33 protein-coding genes are annotated in these 26,455 nt (G+C 63.2%); 19 read left to right on the forward strand and 14 right to left on the reverse strand.

Annotation, left to right across the window (positions count from 1 at the left end; genetic code table 11):
• Window positions 1-36: 36 nt before the first annotated feature.
• Both hemJ and hemE read right to left on the reverse strand, forming a co-directional pair.
• On the reverse strand, window positions 37-576 hold the full coding sequence (gene hemJ / locus J1C56_RS26295; protein ID WP_214392964.1) for a protoporphyrinogen oxidase HemJ: 540 nt from the start codon (window positions 574-576) through the stop codon (window positions 37-39).
• Window positions 573-1,607 carry a uroporphyrinogen decarboxylase gene (hemE, locus tag J1C56_RS26300; protein WP_214392965.1) on the reverse strand — a complete coding sequence of 345 codons (1,035 nt, stop codon included), beginning with the start codon at window positions 1,605-1,607 and terminating at the stop codon, window positions 573-575. Before hemE ends, hemJ begins: the two co-directional genes overlap by 4 nt.
• A gap of 401 nt (window positions 1,608-2,008) precedes the next feature.
• On the opposite strand from hemE, the gene J1C56_RS26305 reads away from it, so the two are divergent.
• From J1C56_RS26305 to dnaQ, 5 genes are all read left to right on the forward strand, one after another.
• Window positions 2,009-2,830, forward strand: a complete 822-nt coding sequence (locus tag J1C56_RS26305; RefSeq protein ID WP_214392966.1) for a pyruvate, water dikinase regulatory protein — start codon at window positions 2,009-2,011, stop codon at window positions 2,828-2,830.
• 53 nt (window positions 2,831-2,883) lie between these two features.
• Window positions 2,884-3,483 (forward strand): Maf-like protein, encoded by a 600-nt coding sequence (locus J1C56_RS26310; protein ID WP_214392967.1) that lies wholly within the window; start codon window positions 2,884-2,886, stop codon window positions 3,481-3,483.
• On the forward strand, window positions 3,476-4,315 hold the full coding sequence (locus J1C56_RS26315) for a shikimate dehydrogenase (RefSeq protein WP_214392968.1): 840 nt from the start codon (window positions 3,476-3,478) through the stop codon (window positions 4,313-4,315). Before J1C56_RS26310 ends, J1C56_RS26315 begins: the two co-directional genes overlap by 8 nt.
• Window positions 4,312-4,902 (forward strand): dephospho-CoA kinase, encoded by a 591-nt coding sequence (gene coaE, locus J1C56_RS26320; protein WP_214392969.1) that lies wholly within the window; start codon window positions 4,312-4,314, stop codon window positions 4,900-4,902. The genes J1C56_RS26315 and coaE overlap by 4 nt, the downstream gene beginning before the upstream one ends.
• 70 nt (window positions 4,903-4,972) lie before the next feature.
• Window positions 4,973-5,686 carry a DNA polymerase III subunit epsilon gene (gene dnaQ / locus J1C56_RS26325; RefSeq protein WP_214392970.1) on the forward strand — a complete coding sequence of 238 codons (714 nt, stop codon included), beginning with the start codon at window positions 4,973-4,975 and terminating at the stop codon, window positions 5,684-5,686.
• A gap of 68 nt (window positions 5,687-5,754) precedes the next feature.
• On the opposite strand, the gene secB is transcribed toward dnaQ, so the two are convergent.
• Together secB and J1C56_RS26335 are read right to left on the reverse strand one after the other, a co-directional pair.
• Window positions 5,755-6,249, reverse strand: a complete 495-nt coding sequence (gene secB, locus J1C56_RS26330) for a protein-export chaperone SecB (RefSeq protein ID WP_067955790.1) — start codon at window positions 6,247-6,249, stop codon at window positions 5,755-5,757.
• A 110-nt stretch (window positions 6,250-6,359) separates the two neighbouring features.
• Window positions 6,360-6,836 (reverse strand): FxsA family protein, encoded by a 477-nt coding sequence (locus tag J1C56_RS26335; protein WP_214392971.1) that lies wholly within the window; start codon window positions 6,834-6,836, stop codon window positions 6,360-6,362.
• 216 nt (window positions 6,837-7,052) lie between these two features.
• Between J1C56_RS26335 and J1C56_RS26340 the strand changes: the two genes are divergently transcribed.
• Genes J1C56_RS26340 through J1C56_RS26355 form a run of 4 tightly spaced genes read left to right on the forward strand, consistent with a single transcriptional unit; the run spans window position 7,053 to window position 9,805 of the window.
• A complete protein-coding gene (locus J1C56_RS26340; protein WP_214392972.1) occupies window positions 7,053-7,763 on the forward strand; it encodes a Tim44/TimA family putative adaptor protein in 711 nt (236 codons plus the stop codon).
• 22 nt (window positions 7,764-7,785) lie between these two features.
• Entirely contained in the window at window positions 7,786-8,892 is a 1,107-nt protein-coding gene (gene mltA, locus J1C56_RS26345) for a murein transglycosylase A (RefSeq protein WP_280225048.1), read from the forward strand.
• Window positions 8,889-9,434 carry a Smr/MutS family protein gene (locus J1C56_RS26350; RefSeq protein ID WP_214392974.1) on the forward strand — a complete coding sequence of 182 codons (546 nt, stop codon included), beginning with the start codon at window positions 8,889-8,891 and terminating at the stop codon, window positions 9,432-9,434. The genes mltA and J1C56_RS26350 overlap by 4 nt, the downstream gene beginning before the upstream one ends.
• Window positions 9,431-9,805, forward strand: a complete 375-nt coding sequence (locus J1C56_RS26355; RefSeq protein ID WP_067955783.1) for a helix-turn-helix domain-containing protein — start codon at window positions 9,431-9,433, stop codon at window positions 9,803-9,805. Before J1C56_RS26350 ends, J1C56_RS26355 begins: the two co-directional genes overlap by 4 nt.
• Before the next feature lie 6 nt (window positions 9,806-9,811).
• On the opposite strand, the gene J1C56_RS26360 is transcribed toward J1C56_RS26355, so the two are convergent.
• From J1C56_RS26360 to hslV, 6 genes are all read right to left on the reverse strand, one after another.
• Window positions 9,812-10,771, reverse strand: coding sequence for a DUF1402 family protein (locus J1C56_RS26360; RefSeq protein ID WP_214392975.1), 960 nt, complete (start codon window positions 10,769-10,771; stop codon window positions 9,812-9,814).
• Window positions 10,772-10,945: 174 nt separating this feature from the next.
• Entirely contained in the window at window positions 10,946-12,253 is a 1,308-nt protein-coding gene (hslU, locus tag J1C56_RS26365) for an ATP-dependent protease ATPase subunit HslU (RefSeq protein ID WP_214392976.1), read from the reverse strand.
• Between the two features lie 29 nt (window positions 12,254-12,282).
• Window positions 12,283-13,353, reverse strand: coding sequence for a hypothetical protein (locus J1C56_RS26370; RefSeq protein ID WP_338001507.1), 1,071 nt, complete (start codon window positions 13,351-13,353; stop codon window positions 12,283-12,285).
• The gene (locus J1C56_RS26375; RefSeq protein WP_214392978.1) at window positions 13,353-13,946 is read right to left on the reverse strand and encodes a DUF2585 domain-containing protein; all 594 of its coding nucleotides are present in this window, start codon (window positions 13,944-13,946) and stop codon (window positions 13,353-13,355) included. Before J1C56_RS26375 ends, J1C56_RS26370 begins: the two co-directional genes overlap by 1 nt.
• Window positions 13,943-14,464, reverse strand: a complete 522-nt coding sequence (locus J1C56_RS26380; protein ID WP_214392979.1) for a GNAT family N-acetyltransferase — start codon at window positions 14,462-14,464, stop codon at window positions 13,943-13,945. The genes J1C56_RS26375 and J1C56_RS26380 overlap by 4 nt, the downstream gene beginning before the upstream one ends.
• Window positions 14,454-15,002 carry an ATP-dependent protease subunit HslV gene (gene hslV / locus J1C56_RS26385; protein ID WP_184768408.1) on the reverse strand — a complete coding sequence of 183 codons (549 nt, stop codon included), beginning with the start codon at window positions 15,000-15,002 and terminating at the stop codon, window positions 14,454-14,456. The genes J1C56_RS26380 and hslV overlap by 11 nt, the downstream gene beginning before the upstream one ends.
• 192 nt (window positions 15,003-15,194) lie before the next feature.
• On the opposite strand from hslV, the gene hisB reads away from it, so the two are divergent.
• From hisB to coaA, 8 genes are read left to right on the forward strand one after another with little or no spacing between them, the layout of a single operon-like run.
• Window positions 15,195-15,794 (forward strand): imidazoleglycerol-phosphate dehydratase HisB, encoded by a 600-nt coding sequence (gene hisB / locus J1C56_RS26390; RefSeq protein ID WP_018430533.1) that lies wholly within the window; start codon window positions 15,195-15,197, stop codon window positions 15,792-15,794.
• 2 nt (window positions 15,795-15,796) lie between these two features.
• Window positions 15,797-16,276: a DUF2628 domain-containing protein gene (locus J1C56_RS26395; protein WP_214392980.1), complete on the forward strand. Its 480-nt coding sequence runs from the start codon at window positions 15,797-15,799 to the stop codon at window positions 16,274-16,276.
• Between the two features lies 1 nt (window position 16,277).
• Window positions 16,278-16,928, forward strand: a complete 651-nt coding sequence (gene hisH, locus J1C56_RS26400; protein WP_214392981.1) for an imidazole glycerol phosphate synthase subunit HisH — start codon at window positions 16,278-16,280, stop codon at window positions 16,926-16,928.
• The gene (locus J1C56_RS26405; protein ID WP_182576156.1) at window positions 16,925-17,218 is read left to right on the forward strand and encodes a DUF1330 domain-containing protein; all 294 of its coding nucleotides are present in this window, start codon (window positions 16,925-16,927) and stop codon (window positions 17,216-17,218) included. The genes hisH and J1C56_RS26405 overlap by 4 nt, the downstream gene beginning before the upstream one ends.
• Before the next feature lie 2 nt (window positions 17,219-17,220).
• Entirely contained in the window at window positions 17,221-17,985 is a 765-nt protein-coding gene (hisA, locus tag J1C56_RS26410; RefSeq protein ID WP_214392982.1) for a 1-(5-phosphoribosyl)-5-[(5-phosphoribosylamino)methylideneamino]imidazole-4-carboxamide isomerase, read from the forward strand.
• A complete protein-coding gene (gene hisF / locus J1C56_RS26415) occupies window positions 17,982-18,767 on the forward strand; it encodes an imidazole glycerol phosphate synthase subunit HisF (RefSeq protein ID WP_214392983.1) in 786 nt (261 codons plus the stop codon). The genes hisA and hisF overlap by 4 nt, the downstream gene beginning before the upstream one ends.
• A 19-nt stretch (window positions 18,768-18,786) precedes the next feature.
• Window positions 18,787-19,113, forward strand: coding sequence for a phosphoribosyl-ATP diphosphatase (locus J1C56_RS26420; RefSeq protein WP_214392984.1), 327 nt, complete (start codon window positions 18,787-18,789; stop codon window positions 19,111-19,113).
• A gap of 30 nt (window positions 19,114-19,143) precedes the next feature.
• Window positions 19,144-20,106 carry a type I pantothenate kinase gene (coaA, locus tag J1C56_RS26425; protein ID WP_214392985.1) on the forward strand — a complete coding sequence of 321 codons (963 nt, stop codon included), beginning with the start codon at window positions 19,144-19,146 and terminating at the stop codon, window positions 20,104-20,106.
• 49 nt (window positions 20,107-20,155) lie between these two features.
• On the opposite strand, the gene J1C56_RS26430 is transcribed toward coaA, so the two are convergent.
• From J1C56_RS26430 to J1C56_RS26445, 4 genes are all read right to left on the reverse strand, one after another.
• Entirely contained in the window at window positions 20,156-20,773 is a 618-nt protein-coding gene (locus J1C56_RS26430) for an alpha-ketoglutarate-dependent dioxygenase AlkB family protein (protein WP_214392986.1), read from the reverse strand.
• Between the two features lie 100 nt (window positions 20,774-20,873).
• Window positions 20,874-21,389, reverse strand: coding sequence for a peptidoglycan-binding protein LysM (lysM, locus tag J1C56_RS26435; protein WP_214392987.1), 516 nt, complete (start codon window positions 21,387-21,389; stop codon window positions 20,874-20,876).
• 80 nt (window positions 21,390-21,469) lie between these two features.
• Window positions 21,470-21,907: an alternative ribosome rescue aminoacyl-tRNA hydrolase ArfB gene (gene arfB / locus J1C56_RS26440; RefSeq protein ID WP_214392988.1), complete on the reverse strand. Its 438-nt coding sequence runs from the start codon at window positions 21,905-21,907 to the stop codon at window positions 21,470-21,472.
• Between the two features lie 87 nt (window positions 21,908-21,994).
• Window positions 21,995-23,605: a phosphoenolpyruvate carboxykinase gene (locus J1C56_RS26445; RefSeq protein ID WP_214392989.1), complete on the reverse strand. Its 1,611-nt coding sequence runs from the start codon at window positions 23,603-23,605 to the stop codon at window positions 21,995-21,997.
• 357 nt (window positions 23,606-23,962) lie between these two features.
• Between J1C56_RS26445 and J1C56_RS26450 the strand changes: the two genes are divergently transcribed.
• Together J1C56_RS26450 and J1C56_RS26455 are read left to right on the forward strand one after the other, a co-directional pair.
• Window positions 23,963-24,664 (forward strand): response regulator transcription factor, encoded by a 702-nt coding sequence (locus tag J1C56_RS26450; protein ID WP_214392990.1) that lies wholly within the window; start codon window positions 23,963-23,965, stop codon window positions 24,662-24,664.
• A gap of 23 nt (window positions 24,665-24,687) precedes the next feature.
• On the forward strand, window positions 24,688-26,454 hold the full coding sequence (locus tag J1C56_RS26455; protein WP_214392991.1) for a sensor histidine kinase: 1,767 nt from the start codon (window positions 24,688-24,690) through the stop codon (window positions 26,452-26,454).
• Window position 26,455: the final 1 nt, after the last annotated feature.

Here is a 26,455-nt window from a genome sequence, read left to right on the forward strand (position 1 = left end):
GAAAGAGCAAGGCGCAGTCCAGCAAATTTAAGATCGTCAGAACGGCTTTACAACCACCAGTATGACGATGACGATCATCAACACCGTCGGAATCTCGTTGACGATGCGCCAGTGCCGCGACGGCTTTTCGTTGCGATCCTCGGCAAAACGCCGAACCGACGCCGAGAGATAGCCATGCACGCCTGAAAGCAACAGCACCGCGGCGAGCTTGGCATGCAGCCAGCCACCGGCGAAATCGAAGCCCTTCCAGGCCAGCCATAGCCCGAACACCCAGGTGACGATCATCGCCGGATTGATGATGGCGCGCAGAAGCCGCCGTTCCATCACCTTGAAGGTCTCGGATTGAACCGACCCCTTCTCGGCCTCGGCGTGATAGACCAGCAGGCGCGGCAGATAGAGCATGCCCGCCATCCACGAGATCACGGCGATGACGTGGATCGCCTTGGCCCAGGGATAGAAACCTTCTGGTGCGGCGAGGAAAAGCAAGGCCGTCAGCGCAACCAGGACAATGATGGCGACGACAGCCCGCTTGGCCGCCATGGCGCCACTCGATGGTCCCACGCCTTGGCTGCTCATTGCCCCGTTGCCTTTCGCACCTGCCGAACCATGGCCTCGACATGTGCCACGGGCGTCTCAGGCGTGATGCCGTGACCGAGATTGAAGATCAACGGACCGGCGCCAAGCGCCTTCAGGATGCCGTCCACGCCGTCTTCAAGAGCCCTGCCGCCGACGACCAGCCTGAGCGGATCGAGGTTGCCCTGAACGGCTCCAGCGCCTTGCAGACGCTGTGCCTGCGACAGCGGCACCGTCCAGTCGAGGCCAAGGCCGGTGACACCAGTGCGCTGCCTGTAGCTGTCGAGCTGAGCGCCAGCACCCTTCGGGAAGCCGATGATCGGAACGTCGGGATAGACCGCGCGCACCTTGCGCACGATGTCGGCCACGGGCTTGACGCAGCATGCCTCGAAAGTCGTCTCGTCGAGCACGCCCGACCAGGAATCGAAGATCTGCACGACATCGGCGCCCGCTTCGATCTGGCGGATGAGATAGGCGGCCGAATGGTCGGCGAGGATCGACAGCAGCCGCGCCATAGCTTCCGGCTCACGATAGGCGAACAGCCGCGCTGGCGCTTGATCAGGCGTGCCGTGGCCGGCGATCATGTAGGTCGCGACCGTCCAGGGCGCGCCGCAGAAGCCGATCAGCGTCGTCTTCTCGGGCAATTCGCGGCGCAACCGGCGCACGGTTTCGTAGACGGGTTCGAGATTCACGTGAAACTTTTCACCATCCAGCGCGGCAACTTCGTCGGCTGTGATCGGCGTCATCAAAGGCCCACGGCCTTCCTCGAAGCGCAGGTCGCGGCCGAGCGCATGCGGAACGACGAGAATGTCCGAGAACAGGATCGAGGCATCGAAGTCGAAGCGCCGGATCGGCTGCAGCGTCACCTCGACGGCGAAATCGGGATTGTAGCAGAGATCAAGGAAGCTCCCGGCCTTCTTCCTGGCCTCGCGATATTCCGGGAGATAGCGGCCTGCCTGGCGCATCATCCAGAGCGGCGGAACCTCCAGGCTCTCGCCTTTCAGCACTTGGAGCAGAGCGCGTTTTACGGGCATCAGGTCTGCCTTTCCTTGAGCCTTCTATAAACAAAAATTTATATCCGAAGGATTCTTCTAATTCTTAGAGTCTGTTGGAATCGAGAATTACGACCTGTCCATAGGCGGCCCGAGATATCCACTTGTCATAGTGACGCGCGGACGTTTTCGCCAGCGGGGAAAACTTCGGGCAAGAAGCGGATTCGTCGATTTGAATCAGGAATCTAGCTGAGCACATACCAGGTGCTGATTCTGTGGACAGCCGGGGACTAAAAAACTATCCCCATAATACTCCCCGTCGCTGAATCGAAACAGACAGCAGGGCGAATTGTGGACAAGTCGGCATCTGATACAGTCGCGCCGACCGCTTCGGGCCTAACCGCCCGTTTATCCACATTTGCCCACAGACCCAGGCGCCCGCTGTGAACAAACCCCAAAGCTTCTTCCATCTGCACCTGATTTCGGACGCCACCGGCGAGACGCTTCTGGCGGCCGGGCGCGCCGCTTCGGCGCAATACAAGGACGCGCGCGCGATCGAGCACATCTACCCGCTGATCCGCACCGAAAAGCAGCTGATGAAGGTGTTCGACGACATCGAGGAAGAGCCGGGCATCGTGCTTTACACCGTCGTGGACCAGCACCTTGCCGGCATCATCGACAGCCGCTGCGCGTCGATGGGGCTGCTCTGCGTTTCGGTGCTCGAGCCGGTGTTGTCAGTGTTCCAATCCTATCTTGGTGCGCCGGCTGGTCGTCGTGTCGGCGCCCAGCACGTACTCGACGCCGAATATTTCCGCCGCATCGACGCGCTCAACTTCACCATGGAGCATGACGACGGCCAACTGCCGGTCGACATGGAACAGGCCGATGTCGTGCTGATCGGCATTTCCCGTACGTCAAAGACGCCGACAAGCATCTATCTCGCCAATCGTGGCATCAAGACCGCCAATATCCCGATCGTGCTGGGCGTTCCCGTCCCAGATAGCCTGGTCAAGGCCGAGAAGCCGCTGGTCGTGGGCTTGATCGCCACCGCCGAGCGCATTTCTCATGTGCGCCAGAACCGCGTGCTCGGAACGACCATGGCATTCGACGCACAAGAGTACATCGACCGCGCAACGATCACCGAAGAGCTGGCCTATGCCCGCAAGATCTGCACCAAGCACAATTGGCCGATGATCGATGTCAGCCGCCGCTCCATCGAGGAAACGGCCGCCGCGATCGTTGCCCTGCGCAACAAGAGCCGCTAGGACCGAAAGCACCCAGCAACGCCGCTCACGCGGTTCGTTTTCAGGCAAAGCCCGTGACCGAAAAACTCATCCTTGCCTCCGGCAGCCCGTTTCGCAAAGCCATGCTGGAACATGCCGGCGTGGCCGTCGATGCAATACCGGCCGATCTCGACGAACGGGCGCTGGAAGCGCCGCTTGCCGAGAGCGGCACGACGCCTGAGGAGGTTGCACTCGTGCTGGCCGAGGCCAAGGCGGTTGCCGTCAGCGAGGAACATCCCGGCCGCCTGGTGCTCGGCTGCGACCAGACGCTGTCGCTTGGCGACGAGGTGTTCCACAAGCCTGATGACATGGAGGGCGCACGCCGCCACTTACTCAAGCTGTCCGGCAAGACCCACCAGCTCAACAGCGCCGTGGTGCTGGTGCGCGACGGCGAAACCTTGTGGCGCCATGTGGCGATTGCGTCGCTGACAATGCGCGAACTCGATCCGGCTTTCATCGGACGCCACCTTGCCCGCGTCGGCAAGAAAGCGCTGTCGAGCGTCGGCGCATACCAGATCGAAGGCGAAGGCATCCAGCTGTTCGAAAAGGTCGAAGGCGACCATTTCACCATCGTCGGCCTGCCGCTGCTGCCGGTACTGGCCAAGTTGCGTGAGCTTGGGGCCATCGATGGCTGAGTTGAAGGCGTTCGTCTGCGGCCACCCGATTGCGCATTCGCGCTCGCCGATGATCCACGGCCATTGGCTGAAGAGCTACGGCATCGACGGCAGCTACACGGCGATCGACGTTGCCCCTGGGGATTTCGCGGCCTTCCTTGCAGGGCTTGCAGCCGCTGGACTGCGCGGCGGCAACGTCACCATCCCCCACAAGGAAGCCGCTTTCGCCGCCGTCCAGCGACGTGACGAGGCCGCCGAACAGATAGGCGCGGTCAATACCGTGTGGCTCGAAGACGGGGTCCTCTGGGGCGGCAACACCGACGCCTATGGTTTTGCCGCCAATCTCGATCATCTCGCGCCCGGCTGGGCTGCCAACGGCGATGTTGCCGTGGTTCTAGGCGCAGGCGGCGCCTCGCGGGCGATCATCCATGCGCTCAAGCAGCGCGGTTTCACCGACATCCGCATCGTCAACCGCACTGTTGCGCGTGCCGAGGAACTTGCCGGCCAGTTCGGAGACGGCGTCAGCGCGCATCCGCAGGCGGCCACCGCCGAACTGCTTGGCGATACATCCCTGCTGGTCAACACGACGGCACTTGGCATGCACGGCAATGAGGGCCTTCCCGCCGATCCCGCGACCCTGCCCGACCATGCCATCGTAACCGACATTGTCTATGTGCCGCTCGAAACCCCTCTGCTTGCGCAAGCTGGAGCGCGTGGGCTGAAGACGGTGGACGGGCTCGGCATGCTGCTGCACCAGGCCGTGCCCGGATTCGAACGCTGGTTCGGCCACAGGCCAGAAGTGACAGCCGCATTGCGCGAGCTGATCGTCGCCGACCTGGATGCCAGGAAATGATCGTTCTGGGGCTGACAGGGTCGATCGGCATGGGCAAGTCGACGACGGCGAAGATGTTCACTGACGCTGGGGTTCCGGTGCACGATTCCGACGAAGCGGTGCATCGCCTCTATGCCGGCGCGGCTGCTCCGTTGATCGAGGCTGCTTTCCCTGGAACGGTGAAGGACGGCGTCGTCGACCGCACCGAGCTTTCCCGCCACGTGCTGGGTAATGCCGCAGCCCTGAAGAAACTCGAAGGCATCATCCATCCGCTGGTCCGGGCTGACGCCAATGCCTTCCTCGAGCGCAACCGCGCTGCTGGGACGCCGATTGCCGTTCTCGATATCCCGTTGCTGTTCGAGACCAACGGTCGAGGTCGCGTCGACAAGGTTGTGGTCGTCACGGCACCGGCCGACGTCCAGCGCCAAAGGGTCTTGGCGCGCCCTGGAATGACCGAGCAGAAATTCGAGGCGATCCTCGGCAAGCAGGTTCCCGACGCTGAAAAGCGCAAGCTCGCCGACTACATCGTCGATACGGGCAACGGCCTGGAGCCGGCGCGGGCCGCAGTTCAGGCCATCATTGCCGATTTGACGGTGGGAAAGCCTTAGGCAGGCGAATCGCCGCACTTGTTCGCCGGCTGCCCGGGAGGGCATGCTGTCGGCCAAGGAGAATCAGCTTTTGCGCGAGATTATTTTCGATACGGAAACCACCGGCCTCGACAACCGCGAGGACCGCGTCATCGAGATCGGCGCGATCGAGATGATCAATCGCTTCCCGACCGGCAACACCTTCCACAAATACATCAACCCGCAAGGGCGGCAGGTCCATCCCGACGCCCAGGATGTGCATGGCATCTCGAATGCCGACCTTGAGGGCAAGCCGACATTCCCCGAGATCATCGACGATTTCATCAATTTCATCGACGGCGCTAAGCTCGTTGCCCACAACGGCAACTTCGACCTCGGTTTCATCAATGCCGAGTTCGCACGGCTCGACCAGCCCCCCATCGATCCCGGCCGCCTGATTGATACTCTGGCGCTGGCCCGCCGCAAGCACCCGATGGGACCGAATTCGCTCGATGCTCTGTGCCGGCGCTACGGCATCGACAACGGCCGCCGCACCAAGCATGGCGCCCTGCTCGACTCGGAGCTTCTGGCCGAGGTCTATATCGAGCTGATCGGCGGCAAGCAGTCGGCACTCGTGCTGGAGAGCTTTTCGTCGGCCAATGGCGGCGGCAATACAAGGCAGATCGAGATCGTCGTCGCCGTGCGGCCCGAGCCTTTGCCGCCTCGCCTGACCGACGCCGAACTTGCAGCGCATGAGAAGCTTGTCGGCGGTCTTGGCGAAAAGGCCCTTTGGGCGAAGCTGCTTTCGCCAGCCGAACCGAACTGAACCCCCACAACGAAAAAGCCCGGCGCTGAGGCCGGGCTTTTGATTGATAACGCTTGAAGGCGTGGGTCTTAGCTGACCTTGACCTTGGACGCGGCCTGTTCCTCGGCGATCTTCTGCTGGAACATCTGCGCGAAATCGATCGGGTCGAGCATCAGCGGCGGGAAGCCGCCGTTGCGGGTCGCTTCGGCGATGATCTGGCGAGCGAACGGGAACAGCAGGCGCGGGCACTCGATGAAGAGCAACGGCAGCATGTGCTCCTGCGGGAAGCCGTCGATGCGGAACACGCCGCCATAGACCAACTCGACGTTGAACAGCACGTCCTTGTCGAAGGCGGCCTTCGCGCTCAACGTCAGGTTGACGTCGAACTGCTTGTCCGTCATCGGGTTTGCATTGACGTTGACGTTGATGTTGATGCCGGGAGCCTTGTCGCGGCCGCGCAGCGAATTCGGCGCGCCGGGGCTTTCGAAGGAGAGATCCTTCACATACTGCGCCAGCACGTTGAGCGTGGGCTGCTGTGCGTTACCGTTGCCGTTGGCGCCTTCCGGCGCTTCATTCGTGGCCATTAGCCCATGTCCTCTTGGCTTGGCCGCGACGCGGCCCGGATTGGAATCCGCGGTTGGCTAGCACGCTCGGCATGCCAAGACAAGGTTTTGCCGGCGTCCGGGCCTTTCGCCTACTCGTCGCGGATCGAGCGCCACGGCGAATTCGGGTCGGGCTGACGCTTAAAGTCGTCCTCGTCGAGGTCGATGGTCTTGCCACCGGCCGGACCGCCGCGTCGGGCAAAGCCGCCGAAATCGGTGCTGAAGCGTACCCGCTTGCTGAGGAAGCGCCAGGCAAGCGCCCGCACCGGCGGCAGGAACAACAGGATGCCGACGATGTCGCTGATGAAGCCTGGGATCAGAAGCAGGATGCCGGCGAGCACGATCATCGCACCGTTGGCGAGTTCCTTGGACGGGTCGCGGCCGGCGTTCATTTCGGCGCGGACCCGGGTCATCACGCCAAACCCCTGGACGCGCAGCAGGATCGAGCCGACGATGCCGCTCAGCAGGATCAGGCCGATGGTCGCAAGCACGCCGATTTCGCTGCCGACCACCACGAAGCCGGCAATCTCGAGCAAAGGCAGGGCAAGGAGCAGGAGGAGGGGCAGCATGAAGAGCGTCGATCCGATCCGGTTTGAGTTGACGTGACAGCCAGATGCGGTCACAGCAGAGCGCATACATCTTTAGATAGGGTGCTGCGCCTTTGATTTGAATGATCGGCGCATGCGTTCTATATGCAAGGCTAACAGGCGCAGTACAGATACGGCGCCGGCGAATGGCACATAAGCTGGCTTCGGCCGCGAACAAGGGACGGATCGGCAGAAGATATGGAATTCTTCGATTTCGGCACGATTTTCTTTCTGATCGCAGCGGTGGTGATCTTTTTCCAGCTGCGCAACGTGCTTGGACGCCGCACAGGCAATGAACGTCCGCCCTTCGATCCCTACACTGCAGCCCGCAACAAGCCGCAGGACGCCAATGGCAAGCCCGAGAACGTGGTGTCGCTGCCGCAGCGCAAGCGCGCGCCCGGTGAGCCGGCTGAAGACGCCTATGTCGCCATCGACGCTTTTGCGAAGCCGGGCACCGACCTGAACAAGGGCCTGCGCGCCATCAAGGACGCCGACGCTTCCTTCGAGCCCAAGGGGTTCGTCGAAGGCGCCAAGATGGCCTATGAGATGATCGTCATGGCCTATGCCGACGGCGACCGCAAAACGCTCAAGAACCTGCTCTCTCGTGAAGTCTTCGACGGCTTTGTCGCCGCCATCGCCGACCGCGAAGGCCGCTCGGAAAAGATCCAGTCCTCCTTCGTCGGCATCGACAAGGCCGATATCGTCTCGGCCGAGATGAAGGGCGGCGAGGCTCACGTCACCCTGCGCATCGTCAGCGAGTTGATCTCTGCGACGCGCGACAAGGCTGGCGAGGTCATTGACGGCGATCCGGAAACCGTGGCCGAGGTCAAGGATGTCTGGACCTTCGCCCGCGACACCCGCTCGCGCGACCCGAACTGGAAACTTGTCGCCACCGAGGAAGAAGACTGACCGCGCGTGGCGGGCGAAGCCCGTGTTGCTCTCGCCCGCATTCACCCCGGTCGGTTTCGCCGACCTGCCCGGCTGGCTGGAAGATGACCAGCTAGCTGCCTTCGGGGCCTTTCGGCGCTCTGCTTTCCACGTCCTGACCAAACCCTATCGCAGCGGCGCCCTTGGCGTCGCTTTTGACGCTTTTGGCCCGGCCTATGCCGAAGCGCGCGAGCGGCCGGCGGGCAGTAACGCCGAAGCCCGCGACTTCTTCGAACGTCATTTTCAGCCTGCCTTGGTCGCGCCGAAAGGCCGGGAACATGGCTTCGTCACCGGTTTCTACGAGCCGGATGTCGAGGCGTCTCCAGTGCGCACGGAGACGTTCCAGGTGCCGCTGCTGGCGCGTCCGGCCGACCTGGTCGACATCGACGACCAAAACCGCCCCGCCGGCATGGACCCTTACCTCGCATTTGCGCGACAGGCGCCCCAGGGGCTGGTCGAGTATTTCGATCGTCCGGCGATCGAATGTGGCGCACTGGCTGGCAAGGGACTGGAGATCGCCTGGCTTGCCGATCCGGTCGATGCGTTCTTCGTCCATGTCCAGGGTGCGGCGCGGCTGAACATGGCCGACGGTTCGTTACGTCGTGTCACCTATGCCGCGAAATCCGGCCAGCGTTTTACCGGTCCGGGCGGTATTCTGGCTCAAATCGGCGAGATTCCGCTCGAAAAGGTGACGATGCAGTCGATCCGCGCCTGGTTCAAAGCCAACCCGCAGCGTGTCGACGAGATCCTGTGGCGCAACCGCTCCTACATTTTCTTCAGGGATGCCGAGGTCGACGACCCGGCGTTGGGGCCGATCGCGGCGGCAAAGGTACCGCTGACACCGGGCCGGTCGGTCGCTGTCGACCGCCTGCTGCACACTTTCGGCACGCCGTTCTTCATCTCCGCCCCTGCCCTCACCACATTTGGCGGCGAGCCTTTTGCCCGACTGATGATTGCGCAGGACACCGGTTCAGCGATCACTGGTCCGGCGCGCGGCGATTTGTTTGCCGGATCGGGCTTCGATGCCGGCGAGGTTGCCGGAGTCGTCCGCAACGATGCCGATTTCTTCGCCTTGCTGCCAAAGCCTCTCTTTGCCGGTAATGCACAATGAGCACACGTCGCGACGGTAAACTGAGCGACGAAGAACGCGTGCTGTGGAACGTCATTGCCCGCACCACCTCGCCGCTCAAGGGCCGGCGCGCGGTCGAAATCCCTGAACCGCCGGCACCTGTAGCCGCCAAGCCGGACCCGACGCCCACCAAGGCGATACCTGCGCAGTTGACGGCGCCGGCTGCTGCGCCCAAGCGCCAGTATGTCGCCCATTCGCTTGATGAGCCGACGCGCGACAAGCTGTCGAAAGGCCGCCTGCCGATCGAAGGGCGGGTCGATCTCCATGGCATGACCCAGGACGAGGCCTATTCGCTGCTGCTTCATTTCCTGGCGCGGGCGCATGCCGGTGGGGTTCGCTACGTGCTTGTCATCACCGGCAAGGGCAATTCCAAGGGCGGCGACGGCGTCCTGAAGCGCATGGTGCCGGCCTGGCTGAGCACGCCGCCGTTCCGCATGCTGGTGTCGAGCCACGACCACGCCGCCCGCCATCATGGCGGCTCGGGCGCGATCTACATCCGGCTGCGGCGGAGGACGGGCCATTGACGCCGCTCGGCGAACGCATCCGCGAACTCAGGCGCGAGCGCGGCGTCAGCCAGAAGGACATGGCAGCCAGCATCGGCGTCAGCGCCGCCTATCTGTCGGCGCTGGAGCATGGCCATCGCGGTGTGCCGACCTGGGCGATGATTCAGAAGATCATCGGCTACTTCAACGTGATATGGGACGATGCAGAGGAACTGCAGAAGCTGGCCGAGGGCTCGCATCCGCGCGTCGTGGTCGACACGGCAGGATTGTCACCGGCAGCGACCGAGCTTGCCAACCTCATGGCCGAAGCGATCGACGAACTGAACGATGTTGAACTGGCGGCACTGAATGCGCAGGTCCGCGAGGCGATCGCGCGCAAGAAGCGCAGGTAGTCCCGCCTAGAACAACGCCTCGAGCTCAGCCAGGCGGTCGTTGACCAGCCAGCCGTAATAGTTTTCTTCGGGCAGTTTTGCCGGTTCGCCGGCGGCCTGGCGCCGCTCGTTTTCGGCTTTCAGCGCATAGGCACGGGCTTCCGGGCTGCCGACATTGTACAGCGTCGCAGTCAGGCCGGGATTGCCGGAGATATCGAAGCCGGCGATGCTCCTATAGGCGTCGATCGACGTCTTCAGTGTCGCAGCCACGTAGGGCAGCGTCAGGTCGGGATCCATGATCGTCTTGTAGACGGCGTTCGGGTCGCGCTCGTCGAGCCTGGGCAGGCCGGAAATCTTGTGGACCTCATCGCTCATCTGCAGCGCGGTCAGCGGATTGAGCTGGCCGATGCCGAAGGTCTGGCCGGCATAGAAGGGCTGGAAGAACGTGGCGCTGAAGCGATCGTTGGGAAAGCTCGTGCCGCCGACAGTCTTGCCGCGGAAATGCTGGTTCCACACCGCCTCGCGGCATTCCCACAGGTCGTAGCTGCCCGACTTGCCGGCGCAATCGGCGAATTCCGGCCGCTTGATGAAGTCGGAGATGTCTTCTCCCTCATAGGCGAAGCGCAGCTTGCTGGAGAGGTAGGAGACCGCCTTGACATAATAGGTCTGCAGCCGGTCGTAGGCGTCGACATTATAGGTGTGCTCGCCGACGATGGCGCCGACGATGTGCATCGGGTCGATTCCGTAGGCGCGCGCCACGGTCTTGATCTTGCCGCGCAACTCGGCGTCGTTCTGCAGCAGCGCGTAGACCTTGCGGTACTTGGCGTCGAAGGTGGTCTTGCCGGCCTTGGTGCGCTTGGACGAGGCGCCGGGCACATCGGGCTGTTCGGCATGGACATTGCCGGCTGCAACAATGGTCGCCGCCGATGCCTGCGGGACGGCGAAAGCCGCCGCCAGAAGAAATGCCGAGAAAAATACGCGTTTCATGTGCTGCTGTGTGCCCAAGCTTTGTCGGGGCAAACTAGGAAATGCCCCCCGCTTAGTCGAGGATATTGTCGCTGCTGGCGGCAAAAGGTGGCCGGATGGTTCCATTCGGCCACATGTCGCGCGGCTGTCACCAGGCGAGGCCGGCCCGTTTGGCGAGCCGGCCAGTGTTAGTGCCTAGAGAATAAAACGCGACAGGTCGGTGTTCCTCGAGATGTCGCCGACATGCTTCTGCACATAGGCGGCGTCAATCTTGACGCTCGTGCCGTTGCGATCCGGCGCGTCGTAGGAGATCTCGTCGAGCACGCGCTCCATCACCGTCTGCAGCCGCCGCGCGCCGATATTCTCGACGCTGGCGTTGAGATCGACCGCGATCCCGGCGAGCGCATCGATGGCGTCGTCGGTGAATTCGAGGGCAACGCCTTCGGTCGCCATCAGCGCGATATACTGCTTGATCAGGCTGGCTTCCGTCTCGGTCAGGATGCGGACGAAGTCGTTCTTCTCCAGCGCCCGCAGCTCGACACGGATCGGCAGGCGGCCCTGAAGCTCTGGCAGAAGATCCGAAGGCTTGGAGACGTGGAAGGCACCCGAAGCGATGAACAGGATGTGGTCGGTCTTCACCTGTCCATATTTGGTCGCAACCGTCGTGCCTTCGACCAGCGGCAAAAGGTCCCGCTGCACGCCCTCACGCGAGGGACCGCCTGAGACGTCGCCGCGAGCGATCTTGTCGATTTCGTCGAGGAAGACGATGCCTTCGTTTTCGGTCACTTCGAGCGCGCGCCGCACCACCTCGTCCTGATCGAGCAGCTTGTCGGACTCATCGCCGATCAGCAGCGCGTAGGATTCCTTGACGGTGGTCTTGCGCGTCTTGGTGCGCTGGCCACCCATCGCCTTCTGCAGCATGTCGTTGATGTTGAGCACGCCGATGTTGCCGCCCGGCATGCCTGGGATGTCGAAGCCGGGCATGCCGCCATTGCCGGTGTCGGCAACGTCGACCTCGATCTCCTTGGCATCTAGCTCGCCGTCGCGCAGCTTCTTGCGGAACGAGTCGCGGGTCGCCGGGCTGGCCGTCTTGCCGACGAGGGCTTCAAGCACGCGTTCCTCGGCGTTGACATGGGCACGCGCCTTGACGTCTTCGCGCATCTTTTCGCGCACCAGGCCGATCGCGATCTCGACAAGATCGCGGATGATCTGCTCGACGTCGCGGCCGACATAGCCGACCTCGGTGAACTTGGTCGCCTCGACCTTGACGAAGGGCGCGCCGGCCAGCTTGGCGAGGCGGCGCGAAATCTCGGTCTTGCCGACGCCGGTGGGTCCGATCATCAGGATGTTCTTGGGCATGACCTCTTCGCGCATCTGGCCTTCCAGCTGCTGCCGGCGCCAGCGGTTGCGCAGGGCAATCGCTACGGCGCGCTTGGCGTCCTTCTGGCCGATGATGAAGCGGTCGAGTTCGGAAACGATCTCACGGGGAGAGAATGTGGACATGTCGATACTCTCGAATACTCAGTTGGGGCTTATGTATGGGCTGGAAGCCGGCGCGCAAGGGCACCCGGCAGCAGGGGCAGAAGCGTCCGGCGCAGCGTATGCCAGCCGGCGCTGAGCAGCAGCACAAGCGCGCCGAGCACCAGCATGGTCAGCGGCACGACGCTGTCGGACAGCCCGGCCTTCACCACAAGGGCGCCAAAGGCGAACCCGGCGTAGGACAGGCCGGATACAAGGATCGCGCGCCTGTCGACGACGAGCGCGACGAGCGCCAGCGCGATGAAGATCGCCAGGATGCTCCAGGCGGAGACCATGTCGGAGCCGCCCTCGCCGACGAGGCCGCTCACCAGCGGGTGCACGATCAGCGGTGCCGCCAGCATGTGCAGCCAAAATGCGATGTCGGTGCGCCGCGTCTGGCGCTGCGGGTCGCTCAGGTCGAAACGCATGGCAAGCGTGAACACGGCAAGACCGCAGGCGAGCAGCAGTGGCTTGGCCGCCTGGATGGCGAAATCCGGCGTGACCATGAAAAGAACCCCGACGGCAGAGGCAACAAGGGCCCCAACGCCGGCTGCGATCGTCACGGGCACCCGGAAACGCCGGTAATGCAACGCGGTTGCACCGGCGGTCACAAGACCGGCGACGACAATCGGCAAGCCGCCGTGGTTGCCGAGGCCCATGCCGAAGCCCGGGCTGGGGTTGAAGGCTTCCGCAACCGCCGAGAAGACCGTTCCCGCATAGACCAGCAGCAGCACGATGCTGGGCAGCGCCATGCGCTGTTTGCGGGTGAAATATTCGGCCAGAAGCCAGCTTGCTACGGCCACGACGGCAAACATGCCGGCATTTCCAATCATGTCGCCGGAGAAATAACCGAGGGCGCCGAGAAACAGTCCAAGGCCGATGGTCACGAAGATGTCGCTGAAACCGCTGATGAAACGGAACTTCTCGTCGTCATGCGGCTCGGCCTCGAGCGCTGGCGTTCTGGCCCGTTCCAGGTCGCGCAGGCCTTGCGCCTGGTCGGCCGTCACCAGCCCGTTCGCCACGGCGGCATGTAGCACATCGGGCGAAATGGCGAGCATTTCTGGCGGTGTCGAAAGTTGGTTCACTACAGGGTCCCCGCCTGCCATTGCCTGACCGTATCGAATGGATGGACAAGCATGATGACGTTGAGCGTCAGGTTGTCACGGATGACGTAACCGACGCCGATTTCAAAGAAGATGGCCAGTGCAACGACGCTCCAGACGGGAAGCCGCGCCGCCATGGCGAAGCCCAGCACCATGGCCAGCGTATCGAACACTGAATTCAGGATGCTGTCGCCGTAATAGTCGAGGGAAATGGTGCCCTCGCGATAGCGGTTGATGATGAAGTCGCTGTTTTCGACAAGCTCCCACGTCACTTCGATGCCGATAGCCACCGCCAGGCGAAAACCCAGCGAGCTTTTGGGCGCAAGCCAGGTCAGCAGCGCGTAGAACAGGAGGCCGTGGATGATGTGCGAGAATGTGTACCAGTCGGAGATATGCTGCGAATTCTCCGAGCTTTGCACCACGCCATGCCACAGCTTGATGGTGCCGCATTCGCAAATCGGGGTCCGGCCCATCCAGTAGAGAGCCGCTGCTTGCCCGGCGATGAGCAGCGCAGCAATCAGCAGCCACCAGCCTACCCGCTCGCGCTGCGCCGACGCGTCCTGCTCCAAGCTCACGCGTCGAAATCCTCCTCGTCGGCATCGCGAGCCATCATCAATGCCGGACCGTATTCGGATGTCCGCGTGTCGAAGGCCACGAAGCCGGCCTTCTCATAGGCGCGGATCGCCCGTTTGTTGTCCGGGTGCGGGTCAATGATCACGCGCGGCACGCCTTCCTCGAACAACTCCTCGACGAACTGCGCGAGGATCGCCGAGCCATGGCCCTTGCCGACCAGCTCAGGCACGCCGATCGTCAGGTCGACGCCGAGCGTGCCGAAGGGCTGGTCCTGGTAGGGATGGTCGTCCTCCATATGCGGATCGTAGCTCTGGAGGTAGCCGATCGGCTTGCCGTTCAGCTCGATGATCAGCGGTTCGACCGAGATGCTGTCGATGTGCTCCTTGATCTGGGCGATCTCGGTTTCGGGATCGTCCCACCATTCGGCGACATGCGGCTGGGCCAACCATGCCTTGATGACAGGCAGGTCGGCCTTGGTGACCGGGCGGAAGTCGTACTGGGCGGCTGCCTCACTCGGCATCGAGCGTTTCAATCACGAAGCTGTGGTTGGTATAGACACAGATGTCGGCGGCGATCTGCATCGCCTTGCGGGCGATCTCCTCGGCGTCCTTGTCGGTGTCCATCAGCGCGCGTGCAGCAGCCAGCGCATAGTTGCCGCCCGAGCCGATGGCCATGACGCCAAACTCCGGCTCAAGCACGTCGCCGGTGCCGGTCAGCGCCAGCGACACGTTCTTGTCGGCGACCAGCATCATCGCTTCCAGGCGGCGCAGGTAGCGGTCGGTGCGCCAGTCCTTGGCGAGCTCGACGCAGGCGCGCGTCAGCTGGTCGGGATACTGCTCGAGCTTGGCTTCGAGGCGTTCGAGAAGCGTGAAGGCGTCGGCGGTGGCGCCGGCAAACCCGGCGATGACATTGCCCTTGCCGAGGCGGCGAACCTTGCGGGCATTGCCCTTCATGATGGTCTGGCCGAGGCTGACCTGGCCGTCGCCGGCGATGACCACCTTGTTGCCCTTGCGCACGGTCACGATCGTCGTGGCGTGCATGCTCTGTTCATTGGACATATGTTGCTCCGATGGCGCGCGGCCCCTCTTTGGCGGCTTGCGCGTTACGAGTGGAAGTTGGCGTCTTATGTATGACGCGGCGCAAGGAATGCAAATCCGCGCGCCTATCGACGAAATGCCGTTTCGCGGCGATTGGCAAGCGGGCGCTCATGCTGTTATTAGGCTGACGTTTTTAAGGACAAGGACCCGCCAATGGCCCCCCGTTCCGCCGAAGTCAGCCGCAAGACCAAGGAAACCGAGATCTCCGTCTCGGTTCACGTCGATGGCACCGGCCGTTCGGAGATGGCAACCGGAGTCGGCTTCTTCGACCACATGCTCGACCAGCTCTCCAGGCATTCGCTGATCGACATGAAAGTGTCGGCCAAAGGCGACCTGCATATCGACGATCACCACACCGTCGAGGATTGCGGCATCGCCATCGGTCAGGCCTTGTCCAAGGCGCTGGGCGAACGCCGCGGCATCATGCGTTATGCCTCGATCGACCTCGCCATGGATGAGACGCTGACGCGTGCGGCGATCGACGTTTCGGGCCGGCCGTTCCTGGTCTGGAACGTCAATTTTTCCGCGCCCAAGATCGGCACCTTCGACACCGAGCTGGTGCGCGAATTCTTCCAGGCACTGGCCCAGAACGCCGGCATCACCCTGCACGTCACCAATCATTACGGCGCCAACAACCACCATATCGCCGAAACCTGCTTCAAGGCCGTGGCGCGCGCGCTGCGCATGGCGCTTGAAAGCGACCCGCGCCAGCCTGACGCAGTACCCTCGACCAAGGGCAGCCTGAAGGGATAGCCATGGCCATCCATGTCGTCATGGAGCCGCCTGCCTCGGCAGGAAAAAACGCTTCGGAAGCTGCCGTCTTCGTTCGCGACGGCTTTTATGTCTTTGGCTTCGTCCTGCCGCTGCTTTGGCTGCTTTGGCATCGCCTCTGGCTTGAGGCCGCGGTGACCCTTGCCGTGACTATGGCGCTTGCAATCGCGAGCGAGGCGGCTGGCCTGACCTTTGCCGCACCGCTGTTGCCGCTGCTGATTTCACTCTATGTCGGCCTCGAAGGCGGTGCCTTGCGCGTCGCCGCCCTTCGCCGCGCGGGCTGGCGTCAGTGGGGCGTGATCGAAGCCGATACCATCGAGGACGCCGAGACGCGCTACCTCTTCGCCGATGACCTGATCGACGACGAAGAGCCCGCACCGACAGTTACGATTTCGCCCGCGACGCCCAGGCCTCAACCGGCTGGTGGAGCGCTCGGCCTGCTGCATTATCCCGGAAGAAACTGACATGCGCGTTGCCATCATCGATTACGGCTCGGGCAATCTGCGCTCGGCAACCAAGGCCTTCGAGCGCGCCGCCCGCGAAGCCGGCATTTCGGCCGAGATAGAGCTTACAGCCGATGCCGAGCGCGTCCTTACCGCCGACCGCATCGTCCTGCCGGGCGTGGGGGCCTATGCCGACTGCGCGCGTGGATTGCGTGCGGTGGAAGGCATGTGGGACGCCGTCGAGGAAGTAGCCATCCGCAAGGCGCATCCTTTCCTCGGCATCTGCGTCGGCATGCAGCTGATGTCGGAACGCGGGCTGGAGAAGACCGTTACCAACGGCTTCGGCTGGATCGCTGGGGACGTCAAGGAGATCACGCCGAGCGATCCGACGCTGAAGATTCCGCAGATCGGCTGGAACACGATTCACGTGAAACATGCCCATCCGGTGTTCGACGGCATCCCGACGGGACCTGATGGCCTGCATGCTTATTTCGTGCATTCCTACCATCTCGACGCAACTGACGAAAAACAGGTTCTTGCGACCGCCGACTATGGCGGCCGGGTCACCGCTGCGGTGGCGCGCGACAATCTTGTCGGCACCCAGTTTCATCCCGAAAAGAGCCAGGCGCTTGGCCTCGGCCTGATTGCCAATTTCCTGAGGTGGAAGCCATGACGACCAAGAAGGCCTACTGGATGGCGATGATCGAGATCACCGACCCCGAGGCCTATCCGGCCTACATCGCGGCCAACCTTGCGGCGATCGCGCCATATGGCGCCAAGCTTCTGGTGCGCGGCGGCCAGTACGACCAGCCGGAAGGCCCGACCGGCAACCGCCACGTCCTGGTCGAATTCGAATCCTACGAACAGGCGATCGCCTGCTACCACTCACCTGCTTACCAGGAGGTGGTGAAGCTTCGCCACGCCGCTTCCGTCGGCAAGTTCGTCATCGTCGAAGGCGTCTGAGCATGATCCTTTTTCCCGCCATCGACCTCAAGGATGGCCAGTGCGTGCGCCTCAAGCTTGGCGACATGGACCAGGCGACGGTCTACAACGACGATCCCGGCGCGCAGGCCAAGGCCTTCGAAGACCAAGGGTTTGAGTGGCTGCACGTGGTCGACCTCAACGGTGCCTTCGCCGGCGAGAGCGTCAATGGTTCGGCCGTCGAGTCGATCCTCAAGGCGACCAAAAACCCGGTCCAGCTCGGCGGCGGCATCCGGTCGCTCGACCATATCGAAAGCTGGCTGTCGAAGGGCCTCGCCCGCGTCATCCTGGGCACCGTCGCCGTGCGTGACCCTGAACTGGTCAAGCAAGCCTGCAAGAAGTTCCCCGGCAAGGTTGCGGTCGGCATCGACGCCAAGGGCGGCAAGGTCGCCGTCGAAGGCTGGGCCGAAGCCTCCAGCCTTGGCGTGGTCGAGCTGGCGAAGAAGTTCGAGGGCGCCGGCGTTGCCGCCATCATCTACACCGACATCGACCGCGACGGCGTGCTGGCCGGCATCAACTGGGATTCGACAATCGATCTCGCTGAGGCCGTCTCGATCCCCGTCATCGCCTCGGGTGGCCTCGCCTCTATCGCCGACATCGTGCGTATGACCATGCCGGACGCGAAAAAGCTTGAAGGCGCCATCTCCGGTCGCGCGCTCTACGACGGCCGCATCGATCCGACTGAGGCGTTGGCGATCCTGCGCGGCACGCTCAAGCCCGAGCCGGGCCTTTTCGAGGAACGGAAATGACCCTCAAGGCCCGCGTCATCCCCTGCCTCGACGTCAAGGACGGCCGCGTCGTCAAGGGTGTCCAGTTCGTCGACCTGATCGACGCCGGCGATCCGGTCGAGGCTGCCAAGGCCTATGACGCCGCCGGTGCCGATGAGCTCTGCTTCCTCGACATCACCGCTTCGTCGGACAATCGCGAGACGATCTTCGACGTCATCGCCCGCACCGCCGAGCAGTGCTTCATGCCGTTGACCGTCGGTGGCGGCGTGCGCCAGGTCGCAGACATCCGCAAGCTGCTTCTGGCCGGCGCCGACAAGGTGTCGATCAACACGGCAGCCGTGAAGAACCCCTCCTTCGTCGCCGAGGCCGCCGACAAGTTCGGCAACCAGTGCATCGTCGTTGCCATGGACGCCAAGAAGGTGTCGGCTCCAAACGAGACCGACCGCTGGGAGATCTTCACCCATGGCGGCCGCGAGCGCACCGGCATCGACGCCGTCGAGTTCGCCCGCAAGGTCGTCGACCTCGGCGCAGGCGAAATCCTGCTGACCTCGATGGACCGCGACGGCACCAAGATCGGCTACGACATCGCGTTGACCCGCGCGGTGGCGGACGCGGTGCGCGCGCCGGTCATCGCTTCGGGCGGCGTCGGCAACCTCGATCACATGGTCGATGGCATCCGCGAGGGCCATGCCACGGCTGTTCTCGCCGCCTCGATCTTCCATTTCGGCACCTACACCATTGCCGAGGCCAAGGCACACATGGCAAAAGCGGGCTTGCCGATGCGGCTCGATCCCATTGGTTGACCTTTGTGCCGAGGCCAAGATGAGCGGATTTTCCCTTTCCGACCTGGAAAAGATCGTCACAGAGCGCGCCCGCTCGGGCGACGCCAATTCATGGACGGCGAAGCTCTACCAGAGCGGCATGGAACGGGCGGCCAAGAAACTCGGCGAAGAGGCGGTCGAAACAGTCATCGCCGCGGTCAAAGGCGACGATAGCGCCCTCGTTTCGGAAAGTGCCGATCTCATTTATCATTGGCTCGTCGTGCTGGCCGTCGCCGGCATTCCGATGGCTGACGTGATGGCCGAGCTGGAGCGGCGCACCTCGCAGTCCGGAATTGCCGAAAAGGCCTCGCGAAAGAACGAGGGCTGACCGCTGGTCAGGTCCCGCAGGGGAGGTTCGATGGATCAACTCGCGCCGACGGAGAAGTATTCTCCATACTGGTTCTTCAAGGCTGAGCATTGGGCCGGCTTCGGCGCCGACATGTCGATGACCTTGACCCAGGACGAGGTTGCGCGGCTGAGCTCGATGTACGAGCCGATCGATCTCGACGAGGTGCGGCGCATCTATCTGTCGTTGTCGCGTCTGCTGTCCGCCCACGTCGAGACCAGCCAGCAGCTGTTCCGTCAGCGCCAGCGTTTCTTCAACTCGGAGAAGAAGGGCACCAAGACACCCTTCATCATCGGCATGGCCGGCTCGGTCGCGGTCGGCAAGTCGACCACGGCGCGCATACTGAAGGAACTGCTGACCCGCTGGCCATCGAGCCCGAAGGTCGATCTCGTCACCACCGACGGCTTCCTCCACCCCAACGAGGTCTTGCGCCGCGACAATCTGATGGAGCGCAAGGGCTTTCCCGACAGCTACGACGTCGGCGCCCTGCTGCGCTTCCTGTCGGCCATCAAGTCGGGCCAACCCAATGTCCGCGCGCCGGTCTATTCGCACCTGACCTATGACGTCATGCCGGGCGAGTTCGTCACCGTCGACCGACCCGACATCCTGATCTTCGAGGGCATCAACGTGCTGCAGCCGCGCGAGCTGCCCAAGGACGGCAACTTCGTGCCGTTCGTCTCCGATTTCTTCGACTTCTCGATCTATATCGACGCCGACGAGCAGATCATCCACGAGTGGTACATCGACCGCTTCATGCGGTTGCGGGAAACGGCGTTCCGCAATCCGCAGTCCTTCTTCCACCGCTATTCGCAGCTGTCGGAAGATGCCGCCCGCGCCATCGCCGAGGGGCTGTGGGCCAACATCAACCTCAAGAACCTGCGCGAGAACATCCTGCCGACGCGGCCGCGCGCCGACTTGATCCTCAAGAAGGGCGCTGGACATCTGGTCGAGGAAGTGGCGATCCGCAAGCTTTGATCGCACTTCCGGGCCGCCGGATTTTCGCACAAGCGCGCGCGTTCGGCCGTCAGGCCGGCCTTGTCACCCGCCTCAGCGTCAGGTTGATCCGTCCGCCCTGCTTCAGCAGCGCAGAAGTCATCGGATAGATGCGGTCGACGCCATGGAAAGCGAGCCGCCCCTCCCCGCCAAGAACCACGACATCACCGCTTTCCAGCCGGAACGATACCGTTCGGTCATCGCGCCTTGTCCCGCCAACGCGAAACAGGCAGGCATCGCCCAGCGATACCGAGACGACAGGAGCTTCGAACTCGCGCTCGTCGCGATCCTGGTGCAGGCCCATCTTGGCCGTGTCGGTGTAGAAATTCACGAGGCAGGCCTCGGGCGGATGCGGATAGCCTGCAACCTCGCGCCACAGCGACAGCAGCATCTTAGGAATCGGCGGCCACGGCGCGCAGGTCACCGGATGGGTCGGCTGGTAGCGATAGCCGCCTTCCTTGTCGGTGACCCAGCCGAGACTGCCGCAATTGGTCATCCGCACGCTCATTTCTTTGCCTGTCTTGGGCATGGCGGGCGTGTAGAGCGGCGCTGCCTTCACCACCTCGCGGATACTCTCGACCAGCCCTTCCTGCACCTCGCGGGACAGGAAGCCGGGCATGTGGCGGACACCTTTGGGCAATACGAGCACGTTTCTGCTGCCTCGTTCGATCTGGCCGTCCAGAATGTCACCTGAAAAGCAGAACGGCGACCCGAAAGCCGCCGCTCGCATGAATAGGGGTGTGCCGGGATCAGGCCGTCGCGATATCGGGGATGCGCAGCACCTGGCCGGGATAGATCTTGTCGGGATGCGTCAGCATCGGCTTGTTGGCCTCGAAGATGACGGTGTATTTCGACGCCTTGCCCTTGCCGTACTGGGCTTCGGCGATCTTCGACAGGTTGTCGCCCTTCTTGACCGTGTAGAACACCGGCACCTTGGCCGGCGTCGCCGCCTTGACCAACTCGGTCATGTCGACCTTGCCGTCGAGCTTCAAGCCCGAATCCGGCGCCACCACCTTCAGCTCGTCGGCCTGTACCTTGGAAACACCAAGCGTGTTGCCGACGGCGATAACAGCCTTTTCGAAGATCGACTGGTCCTTGACCACGCCGGTCAGCACGGCGGTATCGCCCTTGACCACGACCTGCACGTTGTCGGTGCCGAGCTTGTGCGAGTCGAGTTCCTTCTTCAGCGTGTCGGCGCTCGGAGCCTCATCATCGCCGAAACCAAGCTTCTTGCCGACATTCTTGACGAAATCGAACATGCCCATTCGTGGTCTCCCTTGCTGTGGCAGTCGCCGGAGATTGGCACCTGCAAAACCAAATTGGAAGCAGGATCAGTACTTGCGATCTAATCGCCGTCGACCCGCCCGCGCAGCTTCTTGACTGTCGAGCGGCCGGACTTGGTTTTCAGCCTGCGCTCGACCGACCCCTTTGTCGGTCTGGTCTTCTTGCGCGGCGGCGGCGGCGGCTCGGCCGCCTTGGCGACGAGCGCCGTCAGCCTTGCCCGCGCGTCGGCCCGGTTATGCTCCTGCGTCCGGTAGCGCCCGGCCTCGATGACGATGACGCCGTCCTTGGTCGCGCGCTGGCCGGCGAGCTTGATGGTGCGCTCGCGTACCCGTTCGGGCAGCCCCGGCGCGTTCGCCGCGTCGAAGCGCAACTGCACCGCTGTGGCCACCTTGTTGACGTTCTGGCCGCCCGGCCCCGAGGAGCGGATGAAGTTCTCCACGAGGTCATCGGGGTGGATGACCACGTCGTTGGCGATGAAAATCTTGTCGTCGGCGCTCATGCGCCAAGTCATGCCGTGTAGCTGCCGAAAAGAAAAGGCCCGGCGATGAACCGGGCCTTCCGGAAGTGCTTCGGACGATAGTGGTCTCTACTCGGCCGCCTCGCGCACCTGCGGGGCCGCGCCCAGCACTGACGCGTCGACATGGCTTTCGAACTTGCCAAAGTTTTCGACGAACATCGAGACCAGCTTCCTGGCCTGGCGGTCATAGGCAGCGCCGTCGGCCCAGGTCGAACGCGGGTCGAGGATCCTGGCGTCGACGCCGGGCACCGAGACCGGCACGGCGAAGCCGAAATTGGCGTCCGTGCGGAACTCGACCGAATTCAGCGAACCGTCGAGCGCTGCCGACAGCAGCGCGCGTGTCGCCTTGATCGGCATGCGCGAGCCCGTGCCATAGGCGCCGCCGGTCCAGCCGGTGTTGACCAGCCAGCAGTCGACATTGTGCTCGGCGATCAGCTGGCGCAGCAGGTTGCCGTATTCCGAAGGATGGCGCGGCATGAATGGGGCGCCGAAGCAGGTCGAGAACGTCGCTTCCGGCTCGGTCACGCCACGCTCGGTGCCCGCGACCTTGGCCGTGTAGCCCGACAGGAAGTGGTACATCGCCTGCGCCGGGGTCAGCTTGGCGATGGGCGGCATCACGCCGAAGGCATCGGCCGTCAGCATGATGATGTTCTTCGGATGGCTGGCCTGGCCGGTGGCGCTGGCATTCGGGATGAAGTCGAGCGGATAGGCGCAGCGGGTGTTTTCGGTGCGCGAGCCGTCATTGAAGTCGGGAACGCGGTTGTCGTCCAGCACGACGTTTTCGAGCACGGTGCCGAAACGTTGGGTGGTGGCGAAGATTTCCGGTTCGGCCTCGGCCGACAGGCGGATGGTCTTGGCGTAGCAGCCGCCTTCGAAATTGAAGATGCCGTCCGGGCCCCAGCCATGTTCGTCGTCGCCGATCAGCGTGCGCTTGGGGTCGGCCGACAGCGTCGTCTTGCCGGTGCCCGACAGGCCGAAGAACACGGCGGCGTCGCCGTCGGGGCCTTCATTGGCCGAGCAGTGCATCGGCATCACGCCCTTGGCCGGCAGCAGGTAGTTGAGCGCCGTGAACACCGACTTCTTCATCTCGCCGGCATAGGCCGTGCCGCCGATCAAAACGATCATGCGGGTCAGGTCGACGGCGATCACGGTCTCGGTGCGGGTGCCGTGGCGGGCCGGGTCGGCGCAAAACGACGGCAGGTCGATGATCGTCATTTCGGGCACGAAGGCCGCAAGCTCGGCTTCCGTCGGACGGATCAGCAGGTTGCGGATGAACATCGAATGCCAGGCGAATTCGGTGACGACGCGCGTCGGCAGGCACAGCGAGCGGTCTGCGCCGCCGATCAGATCCTGGACATAGAGATCCTTGTCGGCAGCCTGGGCCAGGAAATCGGCATGCAGCGCATCGAACTGCGCACGGCTGATCGGCTTGTTGTTGTCCCACCAGACATGGGCTTCGGTGTTTTCGTCACGCACGACGAACTTGTCCTTGGGCGAGCGGCCGGTGTGCTGGCCGGTTTCGGCGACGAGTGCGCCGTGAGCGGTCAGGCGGGCCTCGCCGCGGCGGATCGCTTCTTCCGTGAGAAATGCAGCGCCAAAGTTGTAGCGGACCGTGCCCGACGTTTTGAGCCCTGCCGTTTCGATCCCGCAGGCGGGATTTCGCTTACCGGTTTCGGTCATCTAGTGAAGCCTCGTAGCTTTGCCGCTGTGTCCGGTCTGCGGGCCGGACGCCGCTGTCCCAACGGGACTGAGGCAGGCAGAAACAGAAAAGATCAGCGATTTCAAATCATTAATCGATTTAAAAATTTTGAAATTTATCTAAATCGTTTAAAAGATGGGGAGCCGCCACGCGGCCCACACAAGATCGGCGGTTTTTTGTTCGAGCTTTGGCACCGCCGCCCCATATAAGGCAGTCACAAGGCATGGCGGTTGCGCTCTCCTCGAACGGAGGCTATGCCACATTTTGTACCTAATTTGTCCTGCACAAGCCCTGCTCGAAGCAGGAAGGGACACCGGCTCATGAGGGAGCAGCAGGAAATGGCAACGATCGCGCTTGTCGACGACGACCGCAACATTTTGACATCGGTTTCGATTGCACTGGAGTCCGAGGGCTATCGCGTCGAGACCTACACGGATGGTGCGTCGGCGCTCGAAGGTCTGGCCGCGCGTCCGCCGAACCTCGCCATCCTCGACATCAAGATGCCGCGCATGGATGGCATGGAGCTTTTGCGCCGGCTGCGCCAGAAGACCGACCTGCCGGTGATCTTCCTGACCTCCAAGGACGACGAGATCGACGAGCTGTTCGGCCTCAAGATGGGCGCCGACGACTTCATCCGCAAGCCGTTCTCGCAACGCCTGCTGGTTGAGCGGGTGCGTGCCGTGTTGCGCCGGGCAAGTGCCCGCGAAGCAGTAACCAAGGCGCCGACGCAGCAGGCCCGCTCGCTCGAGCGTGGCCAACTGGTGATGGACCAGGAGCGCCACACCTGCACCTGGAAGGGCGAGCCGGTCGTGCTCACCGTCACCGAATTCCTGATCCTGCATTCGCTGGCGCAGCGCCCCGGCGTGGTCAAGAGCCGCGACGCTCTGATGGATTCGGCCTATGATGAGCAGGTTTATGTCGATGACCGCACCATCGACAGCCACATCAAGCGTCTGCGCAAGAAGTTCAAGGCTGTCGACGACGACTTCGAGATGATCGAAACCCTCTATGGTGTTGGCTACAGATTCCGCGAAGCGTGATTCCGGCGAGGGCTGAGATCACAATGGCGAGGGAAGCAGAGTTCAGGAAGCACGCGACCGCCTCCAGGCGGCCGCGTGGACGCCTGTTGTTTCTCGACCGGACCAGGATCCGGCTAAGCCGCCTGCTCGGCCATTACTTCTTTTCGAGCCTGACCCGTCGTATCCTGTTCCTCAATCTTGCCGGGCTGGCCGTGCTGGTCGCTGGCATCTTCTATCTCAACGCGTTTCGCGGCGCGCTGATCGAAGCGCGCGTCGAAAGCCTGATGACGCAAGGCGGCATCATTGCCGGCGCCATCGCCTCGTCCGCCACGGTCGAGACCGATGCCATCAGGATCGACCCCGAGAAGCTGCTGGAGCTGCAGGCCGGCGAGAGCCTTGGTCCCGGTACCGACCAGCTCGACAGCCTCGACTTTCCGATCAATCCCGAACGCGTGGCGCCGCTGCTGCGCCGCCTGATCTCGCCGACGCGGACGCGCGCCCGCATCTACGACCGCGACGCCAACCTGTTGCTCGACTCGCGCCACCAGATCCTGCGCTATGACCTGCCGCCGGTCGAGGAAGAAGAGCCGACGCTGATCGAACGGGCGCAGAAGTTCGTCTTCGACTTCTTCGTCGACTCCTCGCTGCCGGTCTACAAGGAGCAGCCCGGTGGCAACGGCGCAGCCTTCCCCGAAGTCGTGCAGGCCCTGACCGGCGGACCAGCGACCATCGTGCGCGTCAGCGAACAGGGCGAGCAGATCGTTTCGGTCGCCGTGCCGATCCAGCGCTTCCGCGCCGTTCTCGGCGTGCTGATGCTGTCGACCGAGGGCGGCGATATCGACAAGATCGTCGCCGCCGAGCAGAAGGCGATCCTGCGCGTCTTCGGCGTCGCTGCCCTGGTCACCGCCATCCTGTCGATGCTGCTGGCATCGACGATCGCGACGCCTTTGCGCCGCCTGTCGGCGGCCGCCAACCGCGTGCGGCGCGGCGGCAAGAACCGCGAGGAGATCCCCGATTTCTCCGACCGCCAGGACGAGATTGGCAACCTGTCGGTTGCCGTCCGCGACATGACCAATGCGCTTTACGCCCGCATCGAGGCGATCGAAAGCTTTGCCGCCGACGTGTCGCATGAGCTCAAGAACCCGCTGACCTCGCTGCGCAGCGCGGTCGAGACCTTGCCGCTCGCCAAGAACGAGAGCTCGCGTGCGCGCCTGATGGAGGTCATCCAGCACGATGTCCGCCGCCTCGACCGGCTGATCACAGACATTTCCGACGCATCACGTCTCGACGCCGAACTCGCAAGGGAAGATGCGAGCAAGGTCGACCTCAGGAAGTTCATCGGCGACCTGGTTGCGGTGTCGCGGGAGACCGGCCGTCACAAGAAGCCGGTCGAGATCGAATTCAACCCGGCCAAGCTGCCGGCCGGCGCGAAGAACTACAATGTTGCCGGCCACGATTTGCGTATCGGCCAGGTCATCACCAACCTGATCGAAAACGCCCGCTCCTTCGTGCCCGACGATCATGGCCACATCGCCATTTCGCTGGCGCGGGTCGGCAAGTTCAACGTCATCACGGTCGAGGACAATGGCCCCGGCATCCGTGCCGAAAACATCGACCGCATCTTCGAGCGCTTTTATACCGACCGACCCGCCGGCGAAGCCTTCGGCCAGAACTCGGGCCTCGGCCTGTCGATCAGCCGTCAGATCGTCGAGGCCCATGGCGGCACGCTGACGGCCGAGAACATCACCGGCACCAAGCCGGGCGATATCAAGGGCGCGCGTTTCATCGTCGCCTTCCCCGCCGAAAGCTGAT

The sequence above is a fragment of the Aminobacter anthyllidis genome (assembly GCF_018555685.1).
GTDB lineage: Bacteria > Pseudomonadota > Alphaproteobacteria > Rhizobiales > Rhizobiaceae > Aminobacter > Aminobacter anthyllidis.

Bases quoted from the DNA above. Each gene is read 5' to 3' on its own strand.
- hisB (WP_018430533.1), top strand. From the start codon at position 15,195: ATGGCCCCCCGTTCCGCCGAAGTCAGCCGCAAGACCAAGGAAACCGAG.
- J1C56_RS26335 (WP_214392971.1), bottom strand. From the start codon at position 6,836: ATGCTGCCCCTCCTCCTGCTCCTTGCCCTGCCTTTGCTCGAGATTGCC.
- secB (WP_067955790.1), bottom strand. From the start codon at position 6,249: ATGGCCACGAATGAAGCGCCGGAAGGCGCCAACGGCAACGGTAACGCA.
- coaE (WP_214392969.1), top strand. From the start codon at position 4,312: ATGATCGTTCTGGGGCTGACAGGGTCGATCGGCATGGGCAAGTCGACG.
- lysM (WP_214392987.1), bottom strand. From the start codon at position 21,389: ATGGGCATGTTCGATTTCGTCAAGAATGTCGGCAAGAAGCTTGGTTTC.
- J1C56_RS26395 (WP_214392980.1), top strand. From the start codon at position 15,797: ATGGCCATCCATGTCGTCATGGAGCCGCCTGCCTCGGCAGGAAAAAAC.
- hslU (WP_214392976.1), bottom strand. From the start codon at position 12,253: ATGTCCACATTCTCTCCCCGTGAGATCGTTTCCGAACTCGACCGCTTC.
- hisH (WP_214392981.1), top strand. From the start codon at position 16,278: ATGCGCGTTGCCATCATCGATTACGGCTCGGGCAATCTGCGCTCGGCA.
- J1C56_RS26420 (WP_214392984.1), top strand. From the start codon at position 18,787: ATGAGCGGATTTTCCCTTTCCGACCTGGAAAAGATCGTCACAGAGCGC.
- J1C56_RS26350 (WP_214392974.1), top strand. From the start codon at position 8,889: ATGAGCACACGTCGCGACGGTAAACTGAGCGACGAAGAACGCGTGCTG.
- J1C56_RS26380 (WP_214392979.1), bottom strand. From the start codon at position 14,464: ATGCCGAGTGAGGCAGCCGCCCAGTACGACTTCCGCCCGGTCACCAAG.
- J1C56_RS26340 (WP_214392972.1), top strand. From the start codon at position 7,053: ATGGAATTCTTCGATTTCGGCACGATTTTCTTTCTGATCGCAGCGGTG.
- hemE (WP_214392965.1), bottom strand. From the start codon at position 1,607: ATGCCCGTAAAACGCGCTCTGCTCCAAGTGCTGAAAGGCGAGAGCCTG.
- hisA (WP_214392982.1), top strand. From the start codon at position 17,221: ATGATCCTTTTTCCCGCCATCGACCTCAAGGATGGCCAGTGCGTGCGC.
- hisF (WP_214392983.1), top strand. From the start codon at position 17,982: ATGACCCTCAAGGCCCGCGTCATCCCCTGCCTCGACGTCAAGGACGGC.
- J1C56_RS26405 (WP_182576156.1), top strand. From the start codon at position 16,925: ATGACGACCAAGAAGGCCTACTGGATGGCGATGATCGAGATCACCGAC.
- hemJ (WP_214392964.1), bottom strand. From the start codon at position 576: ATGAGCAGCCAAGGCGTGGGACCATCGAGTGGCGCCATGGCGGCCAAG.
- J1C56_RS26315 (WP_214392968.1), top strand. From the start codon at position 3,476: ATGGCTGAGTTGAAGGCGTTCGTCTGCGGCCACCCGATTGCGCATTCG.
- hslV (WP_184768408.1), bottom strand. From the start codon at position 15,002: ATGTCCAATGAACAGAGCATGCACGCCACGACGATCGTGACCGTGCGC.
- coaA (WP_214392985.1), top strand. From the start codon at position 19,144: ATGGATCAACTCGCGCCGACGGAGAAGTATTCTCCATACTGGTTCTTC.
- J1C56_RS26450 (WP_214392990.1), top strand. From the start codon at position 23,963: ATGGCAACGATCGCGCTTGTCGACGACGACCGCAACATTTTGACATCG.
- arfB (WP_214392988.1), bottom strand. From the start codon at position 21,907: ATGAGCGCCGACGACAAGATTTTCATCGCCAACGACGTGGTCATCCAC.
- J1C56_RS26445 (WP_214392989.1), bottom strand. From the start codon at position 23,605: ATGACCGAAACCGGTAAGCGAAATCCCGCCTGCGGGATCGAAACGGCA.
- J1C56_RS26360 (WP_214392975.1), bottom strand. From the start codon at position 10,771: ATGAAACGCGTATTTTTCTCGGCATTTCTTCTGGCGGCGGCTTTCGCC.
- J1C56_RS26455 (WP_214392991.1), top strand. From the start codon at position 24,688: ATGGCGAGGGAAGCAGAGTTCAGGAAGCACGCGACCGCCTCCAGGCGG.